Below are 16,940 nucleotides of genomic sequence, written 5' to 3' on the forward strand. Positions count from 1 at the left end.
AAGGTAGCACGATGCGTGCAAGCACTTCCAATTGATTCGTTTCCATAAGACAAAGGTCGCAATTTATAGGGATAATAAAAATTAATCCCCACTAAATTTCTACTGCGCCCCTATAAGCCTCCGAATTCAGATTTTAAGATTATATACAAAGAAAGGCGTGAGGCTTGTCCTGCAGTCCATTATAACTAGGTATCGCCAAACACCCAACAGAAATGAACAAAGACAATTTACCCACGCCTGAATGTAGTATCGACCGATATGGAGACACCATACCGGATACATATACAAACAGAAAATGAGCGTAATATTGTCCTTTATCCTTCTGTTTTTAGAAATTGGCGATTTCAGTTATAGGATAAAAGCAAAAAACGCTTTCTTTACGTCCAACCATTTCTCCAGTCGAACATTGCAAATATAACGTTTTTTGTTAATATTACGCTCTGTTGGTATTTATTTTTTCAAAAATATGATTAATTCATGTATTGTGTACAGTCCAAATTAGTCCATTTATTTATTAGTGAACGTTTACTGAACGCTCAGTGAACGTGTGCTGAACAATGAAAAACGCATAATGATGAAGGAGGGAATACTTTCATTGTGCGTTTTCTGATATTACAAATTGTTCTTAAAAAAAGTTTTTTAATATTCTAATGGTCTTCGAATGACATTCTAACGCTATTCGAACACTATTTAAACGCTATTTAAGCAGTATTTAAATGCTATTTAATAACATAAGAAGAACCTCTATTTCTTATAAAGTATCAGTCCGGAAAATGTTCGCTGAGCGTCCATTCACCGTTCACTGCCCGTTCGGTAGAAATTATCATTCCATTATAAGCTTCACTGCAGCCCAGTTGTTTTTCTCGCGGTAATGTACAAACTTGAGTCCGAGGCTTTCCCCTTTGCTACGGATGGCATCTATATCCTGTACATAGAATCCGCTCATGTATATTTCCGAGCCTTTGTGCATACATGCTGTATAGGCAGCCATATCGTTCAGGAGGATATTTCTGTTGATATTTGCTATTATTACATCGAATGGCTTGCGTCCTTCGAGAAGTGATGCGTCGCCTAATTCCACTGTAATATTGTTGATGTTGTTGAGTGCTATATTATCGCGCGAATTGTTTACACACCAGTCATCGATGTCGATAGCTGTTACCGGGTCTGCACCTCTCATGCTTGCTAAGATTGCCAAGATTGAAGTTCCGCATCCCATGTCGAGTACAGATTTGCCTTTCAGGTCGGCATCAAGCAGTTCGCCAAGTATAGAGCTTGTAGTCTCGTGATGTCCTGTTCCGAAAGCCATCTGTGGATTGATTACTATGTCGTATTCTGCCTTAGGATAGTCCTTGTGGAAAGTGCTGTGTATCACGCATCTGTCTTCTATTACTATAGGTTGGAAGAAGTTCTTTTCCCATTCTTCATTCCAGTCCTTGTCTTCAGGTTCTGTGATGGTGTATGTTATCTTTGTATCCGGAATAGGGAAGTCTGCTATTATGTTTTTGAGTGCTTCTTCGTCGAAAAGTGACTGTTGTATATAGGCTTGCATGCCTCCTTCGCATTCTACAAAACTTTCAAAACCTGCTTCAGCCGTAAGTGCGGAAAGGATGTCTGTAATAGTTTCATTACATGGATTAGCGGAAAATGTAACTTCAAAGTATTTCATATGTGGATTTTTTTGTTTAATTTATGACGCAAAGATAATAAAAGAATGAATGGCATAATAATGTTGTTTACCTTTGTTTATCTTGATATTGTGAAATAATAAATTTAAATATACTATATTTCGGATTAATTGTTTATCTTCGCATAAATGAACTGTTAAAATGTCATATATATGGAAAGAACTGTATTTAATAAAGCTCAACTTGAGATGCTTGAAATTATGGCAAATGTGCGTTCGGAAAAGGAGTTGGATGAACTTAAGCATGTGATATCTGAGTATTATGCTAAGCGTGCAGATGAAGAAATGGAAAAATTATGGGAATCTGGTCAATGGAATGAACAGACATTAAAGGATTTAAGTAATGCTCATTATCGTACACCATATAAGCAATGAACAGGTTAATTGTATTGGATACCAATTGTTTGGTACAAATGTTGTCTATTCATAGTCCGTATCGTTCTGCATGGCAGGCTTTTCGAGATGGAAAGTATATTTTATGTGTTACAAATGAAATTTTGGAAGAGTATCAAGAGATTATATGTAGAGTAGCGAATGAAGCTGTAGCTCATAATATTGTAAATGCGATAGCCCGTAGTCCTTATACTCGTTTTTTTACGCCTCATTTTCGTTTTCGTCTTATAGAACAAGATCCTGATGATAATAAATTTGTTGATTGTGCGATAGTGTCGGGTGCTGATTATATAGTAAGTGAGGATGCTCATTTTCGCGTTCTGGATACAATTCCTTTTCCTAAAGTCTTTGTCGTAAGATTGGAAAAATTTGTAGCAGAAATAGCCAATTACTAAAGGATTTTTCTATCTATGATTCTATATCGTCTTATCATATTATTATTGTGATATGGTAGGACTATATTTTTATTGTATAAACTCAAAATAGGGAAATCCCTATGATATATTAGGGAATTTCTATACATAGTATGATATTACCATATTATATTTGTACGTGAATAAAAGTATGATGTATTAAACCTATAAACTAAATAAATAAAGATATGAAGATGAGAAGAAAAGTACTGGCTTCCATGCTGTTTGCTTTCCTGCCGTGGTTGGCAATGGCGCAGAGTACTGACGACCTTTATTTTATCCCAAAGAAGGAGAAAAAGACCGAGGTGAGTCAGAAGGTTGGAGTAGTACCTAAGGAAGTCTCAAACAAAACGGTGAATGAACTGCCGTCGAATACGGCTATAGTTGTGAAAGATGTGAAGGGGAATGTGCGTGATGTTGACGAATATAACCGCCGATATACATCGCGTGACAATACTTTTACATACGATAATGATACTCTATATATCGAGGAAAAACCATATAATGAACGTGGTGAGTGGGTAAACGGTTTCCAGGGTTCGGACATGGACTATGAATATGCAATGAGAATCGTACGTTTCCGTAATCCGAGATATGCCATACCTATAAGCAGTCCTCTTTATTGGGATGTAGTTTATGGTGCTTTCCCTTCATGGGACTGGAATGTTTATGACGATGGCATGTATGCTTATATCTTCCCTACATATACTAATCGTTTGTGGTGGGACTGGAGATGGTCATACGGTTTCTATGGTCCAGGATGGGGATTTGGCTTTGGATGGCATTCTCCATGGTACTCTCCTTGGTATTATGGTGGGTGGTATTCACCATGGTATGCAGGTTATTGGGGTGGCTACTGGGGTGGTTACTGGGGACCTGGATGGTATCATCATCATCATTATCCATATTATGGATGGAACAGCGGATGGTATCGCTCAGGACATACTGACTACAGACCAGGCAGGTACCAGTCATATAACAGAGGTAGTTCTATTGTCGGTTCAGGATCGTCATATACCAGACGTCCACAGTCTTCTTCGTCTGCAATAACAACAAACAGAGCCAATACGGCTGCCAGACGTTCGTCTATAGGTAGAGTGGTGACTGGAAGTAATACAAGAGGTGAGGCTACTCAGTCTGTAAGACCGGGCAGAACTGCTATAAGGAATCAAGGCGTAACGACTGGAACAAGTACAGGTACACGTGTAAATTCAAGCAATACATACACTCGTCCTAATACCGGAACTTATACACGACGCAGTGCTACTAATATAGACAGAACAGGCTCTAACTATAATCGTCCTAGCAGTACACGACGCAGCTCGAACTATTATAATAACAGCAATACGCGAAGCACATATCAGCGTTCAAACACAGGTTCGTCCGGTAGCAGTTTCAATAGAAGCAGCAGTAGTTATAGCAGATCATCTGGAGGCTCTGTTACACGTTCAAGTGGTGGCAGCAGTCGTCGCAGATAATTATAATAAGTTGTTTCCTATAAATTTTCAACACAATGAAAAGACTAAATATTTTTGCTGTATTGACAATGTCAGTATCGGCATTGTTTGCACAAACACAATATGATGCAGCCCGTATCACCGGAACTGAGCTTAACGGAACAGCACGTTTTGTTGGTATGGGTGGTGCAATGGGAGCTTTGGGAGCCGATATATCTGTCATTGGAACAAATCCTGCAGGTATAGCGTTGTTCAGAAGTCATAATGTCTCAACTTCGTTCGGCTTTAACAAGAATATGACAAGCAGCACATTTAATGGTACCAAAGTGAATGACAGTCGTACTAAAGCTTCATTCGATCAGATAGGTTTTGTATATTCAAACAAGATTGGTAACAAGACTAATTTGAGATATCTAAACTTTGGATTCAATTATCATAAGGCTGCAAACTTTAACAGGCAATTTACTTCGAAGGGTGCTTTGAATGGCTCTTCTTTAAGTTGGCAGATGACTGACATGATGATTGGTGCAGGATACGGATCGCAGGAAAGCTATGATAATGTTCTTGATGCCGACAATCCATATACATCTGAATATTTTTATGGAACACCATTTCTTGGTGCAATGGGAGCCAGAACAGGACTTGTTGATGGCGGAACAGATGAGCAGGGATTCTATATGATGGGATGGAACGGCGATATGGGTGAATACTATAGCCGTGAAGAAGGTGGTATCAACCAGTATGATTTCAATATGTCGTTCAATGTTCAGGACCGATACTATTTTGGTGTGACACTGGGAGTGTATGATGTAAATTATAAACGTTATTCTTCATATTCTGAAACTCTTCTTGATGATTATGGAGCGGATAACGGTAACTTTACATTGAACAACTGGTTTAGCACTCAAGGAACAGGATATGACCTGAAATTCGGATTTATTGCACGTCCGTTTGAATATTCTCCTTTCAGAATTGGTTTTGCAGTACATACCCCTGTTTGGTATATGCTGACTGACAGATATACTTCAGTATTGGAAACAGGTATTACATATTTTGGAGAAACTTATACTGAAAACCTTTCAGACTATCTGAATCCGGATTATGTGTGGGATTACCGTATGCGTACACCGTGGAAATTTAATGTGAACATGGGTACTACATTCAGTGGTGTATTGGCTGTAGGAGCAGAATATGAATATTCTGACTATTCGTATATAAATTACAAGGATTATAACGGATATGATCTTTCCAGTTCAAATATTGCTACAGATAAGTATCTTAAAGGAGTACATACATTGAAACTCGGTATGGAAGCTATGCTTACACCGTCGTTCAGTTTCCGTGCTGGATATAACTATGTAACTTCTGCATTCAAAGATGGTTCTGTACGTTATGTGCCAAATGTAGAAACGATGAACGATAAATATATCTGGTTTGACGAAACACGCACCGATCCGGAATATCATAATATCAAGGCACGTAATACTATAACCTTGGGACTTGGCTACAGTGGCAGGATTGTGTATGCGGATGTGGCTTATAAGTACGATTTCTATAAATCAGATTTCTATATGTTCGACGATTATAAGTTTGCAGGCGATGGAGTTACTGTTGTTGACAGAAACAATTCTGCGTTGGTCGATCATAACCGTCATCAGGTATTATTTACTGTAGGTTGCAGATTCTAATCATTTTCATCTTTCATATACAATATCTTTTGTTTCATCCGGCTTGACGTTATGTCAGGTCGGATGATTTTTTTGTATATACGGAGATAAATGTTACATTTGCGATTGTATATAAGTATTGTATTCTATGAGACATCTTTTATCATTTATATTTTCATTCCTGCTATCTTGTATTTTCATTTCGTGTAATTACGGAAATAGTCAGACTGATGATACTTCGTATGATATAACGTTGCTGTTTGACCAGGCAAAGGCTTATGAAGCTGAAGGAGATGCTGAAAAAGCTATGGTATGTTACCTGAGTGCTATTGATATGCTGAAGGAAAGACAGGACACTGTATTGAAGATTTCAGCATACACAAGACTGGGAGATTTTCATTTCAGATACGGAATGTATGAGAAGGCAGTAGAGAATCATCGTGAAGGATACAATATAGCGAGAAGAATGGATGATGATAAACTCTTGTGTGAGTCTGCGGCAAGATTGGGACTTGACTATATGATGCTTAACCAGAAGGATACAGCTGTGTATTTTATAGATAAGTACCGTAGTGTTTCTTTTGCAAAAGGTTTGCAATATGTTTTCAAGGATGACTATGGACTGGATTCGTTTAATCCCGAAAAGGATGATTGGAGTTCTATCGTCAATACGGTGAAGGCTGATACTCTTGGAAACCTTAAATGCAGGGAACAGCTTATGTCGCTGGAGGCAGATTTCATGCATGAGAAGGCTTTGTTGAGAAAAGAGAATGCAGAAAAGAGTAGTGCTGTTAATGCGGCTTCTGTCATATTTATTGTAGGTATGCTTTCGGCTTTGTCCGTTTTCTTTTACCGTGGAAGGAAGAAAGCCGAAAATAATCTTACTGATGCGATACAAAATGGTATAGACAGGAAAATTTATTATGATAATCTTGAATTGGACTTATGCAGACATGAGGAACAATTGAAGATGCGCGAGGAACGGTTGCTTTCTGATAAGAATATATCTGCGGTGGCTCTGATGAACAAGATGAAGTCTTCGCCTTCATACATGCCTGTAAAGAGTACAGATGAATGGGAGAGCCTTTTTTCATTGGCAGAAACATTGTATCCGGGATTTTCCGATAGTCTGGATACGGCATGCGGGTTGACAGGACGTGACCGGGAGATTAGTTGCCTGACGAAACTTGGATTTACAACCGGACAGTTGGCTGTATTTTATGGAATATCACCAGGGTCCATAACAAAAGCAAAATTCAGAATACAAAAGAAAATGGAAACGGGACGTGTTTCTGAAATTCCCGCTCAGATGGCCTGATATATGTGTATTGATAAGGCTCAGAATCGGTAATGTCTGCATCGATTTTTACGGGATTATTTTATAAGTGCTTTATTTATAGTGGAATATGCACTGATTCTTGACATAAAGATGTCCGTATAGATATTATCAATGTAAATGGAGAAGCTCGCTAACTTTGTCTGAAAAAACAGAGAAAGTTATGTGTAAATATCAACGAGTGAATCTTGTTTGCGGATTTATAGCATTTTTGATTTCTGCTGTGGTCTATATAATCACTGTAGAACCGTCCGCCAGTTTTTGGGATTGTCCCGAGTTTATTCTTTCAGCATCGCGACTTGAAGTCGGTCATCCGCCCGGTGCTCCTTTTTTCATGTTGGCAGGAAATGTGTTTTCTCTTTTTGCTTCCTCGCCTCAGGATGTTGCATATTGCATAAACGTGATGAACGCACTTCTCAGTGCCGGATGCATATTCTTTTTGTTTCTTACCATAACATATCTAGCGTCGTCGCTGATATGTGCCGGTAAATCTAAGAGTGAATATTCCTCGTCTTCGGTAGCATTGATTATGCTGTGTGGATTTACCGGAGCTCTGGCGTATGCTTTTACGGATACTTTCTGGTTTTCTGCAGTGGAGGGTGAGGTATATTCTTTCTCGTCTTTTCTCACAGCTCTTACAGTATGGATTATCTTGAAGTGGGACGAAGAGTCGGGCAGCGTCTCTTCCGACAGATGGATTGTGCTTATGTCGTATATTATCGGATTGTCAATAGGTGTACATTTGCTGAATCTTTTGTGTATTCCTGCTGTAGGACTGGTTATATATTATCGTAAATTCTCAAATACCGGTTTACGGGGACTTTTTTCGGCACTTTTACTAAGTATGGTGGTGATAGCAATAGTGCTTTACGGAATTATTCCAGGAGTGATGAAAATGGCAGGGCTTTTTGAGCTGTTTTTTGCCAACACCCTGGATGCCGGATATGATACGGGCATGATAGCTTATTCCGTCTCGCTTTTCATTGTGCTTGTATTGTCATGTATCGAAAGTGTCAGAAGGAGTAATGTACGCATTGCATTGTTCTTTATTTTTCTTTCTATAATGATGCTTGGCATAACTCTCCATGGAGATATTGTCTTTACGCTTTGTCTTTCAATTATAGTAGCTCTGATTATGCTCTTCTTCTTTAAGAAGATTAGCCTCGATAAGCTATGGAGAATGTCGTATGTTGTAAGTTTCAGTATTCTTATGCTTACTGTCGGCTACAGCTCGTATGCCATAATATTGATACGTTCATCGGATAATACTCCTATGGACCAGCAATCACCGGAAGATCCTTTTACGCTTCGCGATTATCTTGGGCGTGAACAGTATGGTGATACTCCTTTGCTTTATGGCCAGTCTTTTGCATCGGTGAATGCCTTGAAGGAAAAAGACGGGTATCTGGCTTATGATTATAAGGAAACTGAGAATATATATAGGAGAAAGGACTGGACTACAGATTCTGCAGAAAGCCGCAAAGACGAGAAATATGTCATAACAGGAAAAAAGATGAAACCAAAGTATGAGGATGTGACATGTATGATTTTTCCACGCATGTACAGCCAAACTTATGCAGAGCAATATAAGTCCTGGATTCCTGGTGGCATGAAAGGTAAGCAAGTTACTTATTATGATAAATCAAGAGAGGAGAATGTTTCTGTAACTGTTCCTACTTTTATGGATAATTTGAAATATTTCCTGTCCTATCAGATTAATTATATGTATCTGAGGTACTTTATGTGGAACTTCGTAGGCCGTCAGAATGATATTCAGGGTTATGGTGATAAAATAGCGGGTAATTGGATAACTGGAATTGGTTTTATAGATAAACTTAGAGTTCTTGATAATGAGTTTCTTCCTTCATCCCTGAAAAACAATAAGGGAAGGAATGTCTATTATGCATTACCGTTGATATTCGGAATATTGGGTATTTTGTGGCAGTGGAGGAGTGGCTCTCAAGGAAAACGTCAGTTCAATATAGTGATGATATTGTTCTTTATGACAGGACTGGCTATCGTTTTATACATTAATCAGGTTCCTGTACAGCCACGCGAAAGGGATTATGCTTATTCCGGTTCGTTTTATGCATTCGCTGTCTGGATTGGTTTTGGTGCGGCATCTATTTTCAATTGTATCAGGTCAATATCCGGAAAAATCAAGCCTTGGACTGCTATTTCTCTTTCTGCTATGATGTGCGCCGAGCTTGTATTGCTGATTGTTTCCCAGACATGGGATGACCATGACAGAAGTGATCGCTATCTTTGCCGCGACATGGGATATAACTACCTGAATACACTTCAGGAAGAAGGTAATCCGATACTTTTCGTAAATGGTGACAATGAGACTTTCCCTCTTTGGTATGCGCAGGAAGTGGAAGGTGTGCGTACAGATGTGCGTGTGTGCAATCTTATGTATCTCACAGGAGGATGGTATGTCGATCAGATGTGCCGACCGGCCTATAATTCACCAGCCTTGCCTGTTTCGTTTTCAAGAGAATATTATAGGGATGGAGTGAATGATTATGTGCGTGTAAATCCTGTTGTAGGCTATTCTGACGATGGAAAACCGTATCGCATAAAGGAACAGATAGAAGCTTATTATAAGTCTCATCCCGGAGAGTTTCCTTTCGGAGAAGACCCGTGGGAGTGGAAGAATATTGTCCGTTATTGGCTTACTTCCGAGGATGAGGCTATGAGATGTATTCCTACTGATGAGATACATTTCAGTATAGACATTGATGCCGTAAGGTGTTCAGGTATGTACATTCCGGAAAATGTTGATATACCGGAAACAATGACTGTCAGTCTCAAGGGAAAGTCATATCTTACGCGAAGCGGTGTAATACTTGCCGATCTGATAAGCAATTGCAATTGGAAACGGCCGCTTTATGTGGCCAAATCAATGCAGATAAGCGAGTATCTTGATTTGGATGATTATCTGGTGCTGGAAGGAATGGCCCAAAGGATTGTTCCGTTTAATGCACGAAAACTCAATAAAACTGTAGATGCCGACAGATGTTATGAGAATATAATGAACAAGTATTCATATGGAAACATGTCTGATAATACGGTCTATTTCGATGAAACCAACAGACGTATGGCTATCACCATGCAGAGGATGATTTGTGGTGCTGCCGAATGGATGCAATCTACTGGCGATACAATACGCAGTTCTTCCATGGCAGCCAGATGCCTTGACGAAATATCAAATAATGATATTCTCTTGGACGAATATTCATGTGCCGACCGTTTGGCGTTGATTTCTGATTCCTCTCTTAATAAAGATATCTATTCTGATATCATGAAGAACCGTATGGAATATGTTTTGTGGTATTTATCGTTCTCAGACACTGATTTTATATTATATGCGGATAAGCTTTTGCGTACGCTGTATAGTATAGATCCGGATTTGGTAGATCGCGAATATAATGAAGCATTGAGTATTTCTGAAGAAAGATTTAATATTCTTGGTATGAAAGATTATGCCGAATTTGTCGGAAAAATGAAAAAAAGGATTGGCGATATGGAATAAAAATATTCCTGATAAAATATTCATTATTTCATGTAAATATAATGGGCGTTTTCTGATATGTACATCATATAATTTATCAATGTATTGTAAATCAGTGTAATAGATATTCTATATGTACATCATGGAATTCACCTTCCTTTGTCCATAATCCCTATCTTTGCAATGTAACACAAAAACACCCATATATTTTCATTCTATATCTTTAATCGCTGAAAAGCCGTATCTTAATATCATTGCTCATGGATATTATTGATACGGCTTTTGTCATTTTATATTTTCTGATTTATTGTTCATCTTCTTCGTTTTCTTCATCTTCCAGATCGAAATCAAAATCATCGAAATATTCAGGAGTAAAGAATTCGTCAAGACTTCGTCTGTCTTTTTTGGTTGGACGTCCGGTTCCTCTTGCACGGTCTATGAAACCGCTTATCCTGCTCATCTCAAGAAGTTCGTATTGTTCAGGAGATGTTACGTTTTCCATTATTTCAGGAACAAGTTTTGCACCGACACGTTTTTCTATGGCTTGCAATACTTTGAACGAATATGTGATAGGAGATTTCTTTACGTTTATAACATCTCCCGGTTTTATCATTCTTGATGGCTTGGCTTGTGCTCCGTTAATGCTCACTCTGCCTTTTTTGCAAGCTTCTGCTGCAATAGTTCTTGTTTTGAAAATTCTGGCAGCCCACAACCATTTGTCAATTCTTGCTTCAGCCATTTTATTTGTTGTTATATTGGTTCATTGTAATATTCAGACCTGCCAGACAGAAGCTTTTTATTATTTCGTCTGCCAGTTCAATCCTTTCAGGAAGGATTTTCTTAGCTTCATCATCGAACTCTCCTAAAACGAAGTCTATTTGTCCACCTTTAGGAAAATCGTTGCCTATACCGAAGCGTAAGCGTGAATAGTTTTGTGTTCCCAATGTAGCAGCAATGTGTTTCAATCCGTTATGACCGGCATCGCTACCTTTACCTTTCAGTCTAAGCGTTCCTAAAGGTAAGGCAAGGTCATCTACTACTATTAAAACATTTTCCAAAGGGATTTTTTCTTGCTGCATCCAATATCGGACAGCGTTTCCGCTTAGGTTCATATATGTTGACGGCTTTAACAATATCACCTGACGTCCTTTCAACGAGAAGTTGGCTACGGCGCCATAACGTTTGTCGCTAAAAATAATATTGGACGCCTTAGCCAAGGCGTCCAATACCATAAATCCTATATTGTGACGGGTATTACGGTATTCATCACCGATATTTCCCAGTCCTACTATCAGATATTTCATTAATATGGATTTGTAATGTATTAGTTGTTTAAACTATTACTTATTTCTTTCCTGTAGCTGCTGCAGCCTGAGCACCACGAGCGGCACGAGTCAATTTAACAGCACATACAACTGCTTCTTTTGCATTCAAGATCTGCAAACCTTCATAGTTCAGTTCACCAACCTTGATAGTTTTACCAAGACCCAAGTTTGTTACGTCGATAACAAGTCTTTCAGGGATTAAGTTGTAAAGAGCTTTAACTTTCAGTTTACGAACCTGCAATGCCAATTTACCACCGGCTTTAACACCTTCAGCAAGACCTTCCAATTTAACAGGAACTTCCATAACGATTGGGTTAGATTCGTCAATCTGCAAGAAGTCAACATGAAGGATGTTGTCAGTTACAGGGTGGAACTGTATATCTTTCATTATGGCTGTAACAATTTTGCCATCGATATTCAAGTCAACTACGTAGATGTGTGGTGTATATACCAAATTACGTAAACCGTCGTTTGTTACAGTGAAGTGAGTTGCTACCTGATTACCGTTTTCATCTTTGTTCAATCCGTACAATACACAAGGAACACTGTTGTTCTTACGAAGGTCACGTGTAGCTTTTTTTCCAGTTTCAGTTCTCAAAGAACCTTTGATTTCAATTGATTTCATTTCTTTAATTTTTTTGTGTTACTCTAAATTAAGTTGAATATAAATTTGCTTAATTCGCCATCACACGATGCGGTATATCACACGATGAGCTTAAAAAAGCGGTGCAAAGGTAATCGATTTATTTTTAATAGCCAAATATTGTCTTGATTTTATTTATATAATATAGTTCTTGATGAATTTATCAGAATTCAATGTCTATCTTTATGTCTGATGATGCATTAACGTTTTCTTCATCAGATTTGTCTTCTATATTGTTTTCGCTGTCTTGAGTGTCCGGTGTATTTCCGTTGTCTTCTATGAACTTAATAGCTTCCTGCAATCCGTTGATGAATTTATCAAAATCTTCTTTATAAAGGAATATTTTGTGTTTTTCGAAACTTATAGATGGAGCATTCCCCTCTCCGGTTATAATTTTCTTGCTTTCTGTTATAGCAAGGAACATGTCGTCTTTCTTATTTTTTCTTACATCAACATAATATATTCTTTTGCCAGCTTTTATGGCTTTTGAGAATACAATTTCCTTGTCTGTTTCTGTCATGCTTTTCTTTTTCAAATCTTCCATAGTCACTATATATTATAAATAAATTGTGCCCAAAGTTGAATATTTTTTTTTTATGTTCAAAGAAACTGTGTGTAGAATTTAATCTAATAGTGAAAAAAAATAGAATTTTGAGCGTTTATATTGCTTTAAAAGAATAAAATGATTACTTTTGCACCCTGAAATTTCATCTTATTAATATGATAAACAGAGTTCTTATTCGTCTGAAAATAGTTCAGATTATTTACGCTTATTATCAGAATGGCGGTAAAAACTTGGATACTGCAGAAAAAGAGTTGTTCTTCAGTCTATCCAAAGCGTACGATTTGTACAATTATCTTTTGCTTCTAATGGTGGCAGTAACTCGTTATGCGAGTAAGAAAATCGATGCTGCCAAAAACAAGTTGGCACCTACTAAAGAAGACTTATCTCCTAACATGAGGTTTGTCGAAAATAAGTTCATAGCCCAATTGGAGGCGAATAATGAACTTAACGCATTCGTTGTCGCTCAGAAGAAAACATGGGACAATGAAGACGATTTCTTGAAATCTCTGTATGAAAAAATACAGCAGAGTGATATCTATGCTGAGTATATGGCAGCTGAGTCAACATCATACGAGGATGACCGTGAATTCTGGAGAAAAATCTACAAGAATATTATCTTCAATAATACAGAACTTGATGAGGTATTGGAAGACCAGAGCCTTTATTGGAACGATGATAAGGAAATTGTAGATACTTTCGTATTGAAGACTATAAAGCGTTTTGATCCGAAAAACGGTGCAAAGCAGGAACTTCTTCCTGAATTCAAGGATGAAGAAGACCAGGATTTTGCCCGTCGCCTGTTCCGTCGTGCAATTATGAATGCAGAATATTATCGTCATCTGATAGGTGAGACTTCAAAGAACTGGGACCTGAACCGTGTTGCCTTGATGGATGTTGTGATAATGCAGATTGCCCTTGCAGAGATACTTAGTTTCCCTAATATTCCTGTTAATGTTTCTCTCAATGAATATGTTGAGATAGCAAAACTTTATAGTACTCCAAAAAGCGGTGGCTTTATTAACGGAACATTGGATGCTATAGTTAATAAATTAAAAAAGGAAAATAAGCTGACAAAATAATAATATATTTGTCGGCGTAACTATTATTAATTTAAAAAATAAGAAACTATGAATTTATTGACAGTAATGCTGCAAGCTCAGGGTGGAGCAGATTATTCTTTCTTGATAATGATGGTGGCAATATTTGCTATCATGTATTTCTTCATGATTCGTCCTCAAAACAAGAAACAGAAGGAAATTGCTAATTTCCGTAAGAATCTTGAAGTTGGACAGTCTGTAATTACTGCCGGTGGTATATATGGAAAAGTAAAAGAATTGGAAGACAATGCAGTAATAGTGGAAATTGCTCCAAGTGTAAAGATCAAGGTTGATAGAAACTCTATATATGCTGATGCTCAGGCTCAGGTGAATAAATAAAATAATAAAGATATGTTGTTCGGTAAAAAGAACATCAAGAATATTTTAAAGTCTTATTTAAATAAAATCAGAAACTTCCTGCTTACTGAAAAGTGCAGGGAGTTTTTGATTTTTTTGTTTTTTGTGGTCATATCTTTCGGTTTTTGGATGCTCCAAACCTTAGATGGCGGTTTCGAAACAGAGTTTACTATTCCTTTAAGACTGAAGAATGTTCCTAAAAATGTAGTCATAACATCAGAATTGCAGGATGAGGTTAAGGTGAGAGTAGCTGACCGCGGAACTGTTCTTTTGAATTACATGTTGGGCAGATCGTTCTTGCCTATATCAATTGATTTTGCTGATTATGAAAATGGAAGTTCGCGAGTAATTCTGCCGCAAGAAGATTTGAAGAAAAGGGTTGCATCGCAGTTGAATTCCACTACAAGGCTCTTGTCTGTATATCCCGACTCTGTAGGCTTTGTTTATTCTACAGGCAAATACAAGAAGGTGCCTGTCTCTGTCAGCGGAAAGATAACTCCGGGAGTTCAATATTATGTCTCAGATATAAGTATAACACCGGATTCTGTTATAGTATATGCTCCATCGGAGATATTGAAAACCGTACAGACAGCATACACAGTACCATTGGAATGCGAGGATCTGACAGAGAAAACCTCTTTGAGAACTTCTTTTAAAAAGATAGAGGGTGTCAAGTACGAACCTTCATATTGTGATGTATCAATATCCGTTGATATGTATTCTGAGAAAACAGTGGAAGTGCCTGTCAAAGGAATTGGTTTTCCGGCAAACAAGACCTTACGTACATTCCCTTCTAAAGTTAAAGTTACCTTCAAGGTGGGACTTTCCGATTATTCATCAGTCGATGCTTCCGATTTTCAGATAAACGTAAAATACGATGAATTACTGCGGTCTGGAAGTGATAAGATAGATTTGTCGGTGGATACTTCTTGTCCACATGTGTCTAATATAAGGGTAAATCCGTCAAGTGTTGATTACTTGATAGAAGAAACCAGTTTTTTCGTTTCAGACAATGAAAAATAATGCATTTATAAGGCTGGGAATAACCGGAGGTATAGGAAGTGGTAAATCCTTCTTTTCTTCTTCGTTGAAAGAGCGTGGTGTGCCTGTTTTTGATTCTGATAGTGAAGCCAAGAAACTAATGGTTGCGGACCCTGTTATAGTTTCTTCATTGAAATCCTTGTTGGGTGATGAGGTGTATATTGATGGGAAACTGAACAAGCAACTTCTGGCAGGCTATATTTTCAGTTCACCTGATAATGCACATAAGGTAAATGCCATTGTGCATCCGTGCGTAAAGCAAGCGTTTCTTTCGTGGGCTGACGAGCATTTCAAAAAAGGAAGTAGGGTGGTAGCCATCGAAAGTGCCATATTGTTCGAATCCGGTTTTGATGATATAGTCGATAAGATTGTGATAGTTCATGCTCCTTTGGAAGTCCGCATTTCCAGAGTGATGAAGCGTGATAATGTAACCAGCGAGAAGGTTATTGAGCGTATAAATTCACAGATGAACGATGATGAAAAAATATCAAAATCGGACTTTGTGATAGAAAATGACGGCTCGGTTTCATTAAACGAACAGATAGACAGATTGTTTTCTGTATTGTGAATCATAAAAGATATTCAATGTCTTGTGTAATTCGAAAGTGAGTTGTATTTTTGTTCGGTAATTAACAATTAAAATAATAAGAAACATGTTGAAAACAATTTTGGCTATATCCGGCAAGCCGGGATTATATAAGCTTATTTCTCAGGGAAAAAATATGCTTATTGTTGAGTCTGTAAGCGCAGACAAGAAGCGTTCACCAATTTATGCTTCGGATAAAGTGATTTCATTGGGAGATATTGCAATGTACACTGATGCGGATGAAGTTCCATTGTCAGAAGTTCTTGAAGCTGTAAAGACAAAAGAAGGCGGAAAAGAAACATCTTTAGACTACAAGAAAGCTTCTGCTGAAGAGTTGGGAGAATTTATGGCTGAAGTACTTCCTAATTACGACAGAGATAGAGTTCATTTGAGCGATATCAAGAAGCTTATTCAGTGGTATAATCTTCTTGTATCAAACGGAATTACAGAGTTTGTAGAAAAAGCAGAGTAAAGAATCTCGATATTTCTTATTTCAGGCTGTCTCTTATGAGGCAGCCATTTTTTTTGTTATAATATGGCATAAAAAAAAGAGTCCTGAAAAGGACTCTTTGTAGAGCGGAAGACGGGGCTCAAACCCGCGACCCTCAGCTTGGAAGGCTAATGCTCTATCAACTGAGCTACTTCCGCATCTTTAATATTTGTGGGCAAAGATGGATTCGAACCACCGAAGGCGTAAGCCAGCAGATTTACAGTCTGCCCCATTTGGCCACTCTGGTATTTGCCCTTTCAAGAAACTATGTTTCAATAATGAGAGCGGAAGACGGGGCTCAAACCCGCGACCCTCAGCTTGGAAGGCTAATGCTCTATCAACTGAGCTACTTCCGCATCTCTATTTTTG

16 protein-coding genes and 3 tRNA genes are annotated in these 16,940 nt (G+C 38.0%); 11 read left to right on the top strand and 8 right to left on the bottom strand.

Features of this window, described 5'->3' with window-relative positions:
- Positions 1 to 823: 823 nt before the first annotated feature.
- Positions 824 to 1,669 carry a 50S ribosomal protein L11 methyltransferase gene (gene prmA / locus H6A61_RS13620; protein ID WP_154044344.1) on the bottom strand — a complete coding sequence of 282 codons (846 nt, stop codon included), beginning with the start codon at positions 1,667 to 1,669 and terminating at the stop codon, positions 824 to 826.
- A gap of 171 nt (positions 1,670 to 1,840) precedes the next feature.
- Between prmA and H6A61_RS13625 the strand changes: the two genes are divergently transcribed.
- From H6A61_RS13625 to H6A61_RS13650, 6 genes are all read left to right on the top strand, one after another.
- A complete protein-coding gene (locus H6A61_RS13625; protein ID WP_154044345.1) occupies positions 1,841 to 2,062 on the top strand; it encodes a hypothetical protein in 222 nt (73 codons plus the stop codon).
- Complete coding sequence (locus H6A61_RS13630) at positions 2,059 to 2,475, top strand: putative toxin-antitoxin system toxin component, PIN family (protein ID WP_204394394.1); 417 nt, start codon at positions 2,059 to 2,061, stop codon at positions 2,473 to 2,475. Before H6A61_RS13625 ends, H6A61_RS13630 begins: the two co-directional genes overlap by 4 nt.
- 212 nt (positions 2,476 to 2,687) lie before the next feature.
- Positions 2,688 to 3,971, top strand: a complete 1,284-nt coding sequence (locus H6A61_RS13635; RefSeq protein WP_154044347.1) for a hypothetical protein — start codon at positions 2,688 to 2,690, stop codon at positions 3,969 to 3,971.
- Between the two features lie 35 nt (positions 3,972 to 4,006).
- Complete coding sequence (locus H6A61_RS13640; RefSeq protein ID WP_204394395.1) at positions 4,007 to 5,638, top strand: hypothetical protein; 1,632 nt, start codon at positions 4,007 to 4,009, stop codon at positions 5,636 to 5,638.
- A gap of 127 nt (positions 5,639 to 5,765) precedes the next feature.
- Positions 5,766 to 6,935, top strand: a complete 1,170-nt coding sequence (locus H6A61_RS13645) for a tetratricopeptide repeat protein (RefSeq protein ID WP_204394396.1) — start codon at positions 5,766 to 5,768, stop codon at positions 6,933 to 6,935.
- 181 nt (positions 6,936 to 7,116) lie between these two features.
- Complete coding sequence (locus H6A61_RS13650; protein ID WP_204394397.1) at positions 7,117 to 10,488, top strand: protein O-mannosyl-transferase family; 3,372 nt, start codon at positions 7,117 to 7,119, stop codon at positions 10,486 to 10,488.
- A 283-nt stretch (positions 10,489 to 10,771) separates the two neighbouring features.
- Here H6A61_RS13650 and H6A61_RS13655 read toward each other — a convergent pair whose 3' ends face one another.
- From H6A61_RS13655 to H6A61_RS13670, 4 genes are all read right to left on the bottom strand, one after another.
- The gene (locus tag H6A61_RS13655) at positions 10,772 to 11,206 is read right to left on the bottom strand and encodes an RNA-binding S4 domain-containing protein (RefSeq protein ID WP_154044352.1); all 435 of its coding nucleotides are present in this window, start codon (positions 11,204 to 11,206) and stop codon (positions 10,772 to 10,774) included.
- A gap of 1 nt (position 11,207) precedes the next feature.
- Complete coding sequence (pth, locus tag H6A61_RS13660; protein ID WP_204394399.1) at positions 11,208 to 11,771, bottom strand: aminoacyl-tRNA hydrolase; 564 nt, start codon at positions 11,769 to 11,771, stop codon at positions 11,208 to 11,210.
- A gap of 40 nt (positions 11,772 to 11,811) precedes the next feature.
- Positions 11,812 to 12,417: a 50S ribosomal protein L25/general stress protein Ctc gene (locus H6A61_RS13665; protein ID WP_154044354.1), complete on the bottom strand. Its 606-nt coding sequence runs from the start codon at positions 12,415 to 12,417 to the stop codon at positions 11,812 to 11,814.
- Between the two features lie 181 nt (positions 12,418 to 12,598).
- Entirely contained in the window at positions 12,599 to 12,979 is a 381-nt protein-coding gene (locus H6A61_RS13670; RefSeq protein WP_154044355.1) for a DUF3276 family protein, read from the bottom strand.
- Between the two features lie 176 nt (positions 12,980 to 13,155).
- Between H6A61_RS13670 and nusB the strand changes: the two genes are divergently transcribed.
- From nusB to H6A61_RS13695, 5 genes are all read left to right on the top strand, one after another.
- Complete coding sequence (gene nusB / locus H6A61_RS13675; RefSeq protein ID WP_154044356.1) at positions 13,156 to 14,079, top strand: transcription antitermination factor NusB; 924 nt, start codon at positions 13,156 to 13,158, stop codon at positions 14,077 to 14,079.
- A 48-nt stretch (positions 14,080 to 14,127) separates the two neighbouring features.
- Positions 14,128 to 14,436 (top strand): preprotein translocase subunit YajC, encoded by a 309-nt coding sequence (yajC, locus tag H6A61_RS13680; RefSeq protein WP_154044357.1) that lies wholly within the window; start codon positions 14,128 to 14,130, stop codon positions 14,434 to 14,436.
- A gap of 15 nt (positions 14,437 to 14,451) precedes the next feature.
- On the top strand, positions 14,452 to 15,477 hold the full coding sequence (locus tag H6A61_RS13685) for a YbbR-like domain-containing protein (RefSeq protein WP_204394401.1): 1,026 nt from the start codon (positions 14,452 to 14,454) through the stop codon (positions 15,475 to 15,477).
- A complete protein-coding gene (gene coaE, locus H6A61_RS13690; protein WP_204394400.1) occupies positions 15,467 to 16,063 on the top strand; it encodes a dephospho-CoA kinase in 597 nt (198 codons plus the stop codon). The genes H6A61_RS13685 and coaE overlap by 11 nt, the downstream gene beginning before the upstream one ends.
- An 85-nt stretch (positions 16,064 to 16,148) precedes the next feature.
- A complete protein-coding gene (locus H6A61_RS13695) occupies positions 16,149 to 16,553 on the top strand; it encodes a DUF5606 family protein (RefSeq protein WP_154044359.1) in 405 nt (134 codons plus the stop codon).
- A 103-nt stretch (positions 16,554 to 16,656) separates the two neighbouring features.
- Here H6A61_RS13695 and H6A61_RS13700 read toward each other — a convergent pair.
- The 3 genes from H6A61_RS13700 to H6A61_RS13710 all read right to left on the bottom strand — a co-directional run bounded on the left by H6A61_RS13700 (position 16,657) and on the right by H6A61_RS13710 (position 16,927).
- Positions 16,657 to 16,729 (bottom strand) — tRNA-Gly (locus H6A61_RS13700).
- A 14-nt stretch (positions 16,730 to 16,743) separates the two neighbouring features.
- Positions 16,744 to 16,826, bottom strand: a tRNA-Tyr gene (locus H6A61_RS13705).
- A 28-nt stretch (positions 16,827 to 16,854) separates the two neighbouring features.
- Positions 16,855 to 16,927, bottom strand: a tRNA-Gly gene (locus H6A61_RS13710).
- Positions 16,928 to 16,940 lie beyond the last annotated feature (13 nt).

Source organism: Bacteroides caecigallinarum (genome assembly GCF_016901995.1).
Classification (GTDB): domain Bacteria; phylum Bacteroidota; class Bacteroidia; order Bacteroidales; family Bacteroidaceae; genus Phocaeicola; species Phocaeicola cellulolyticus.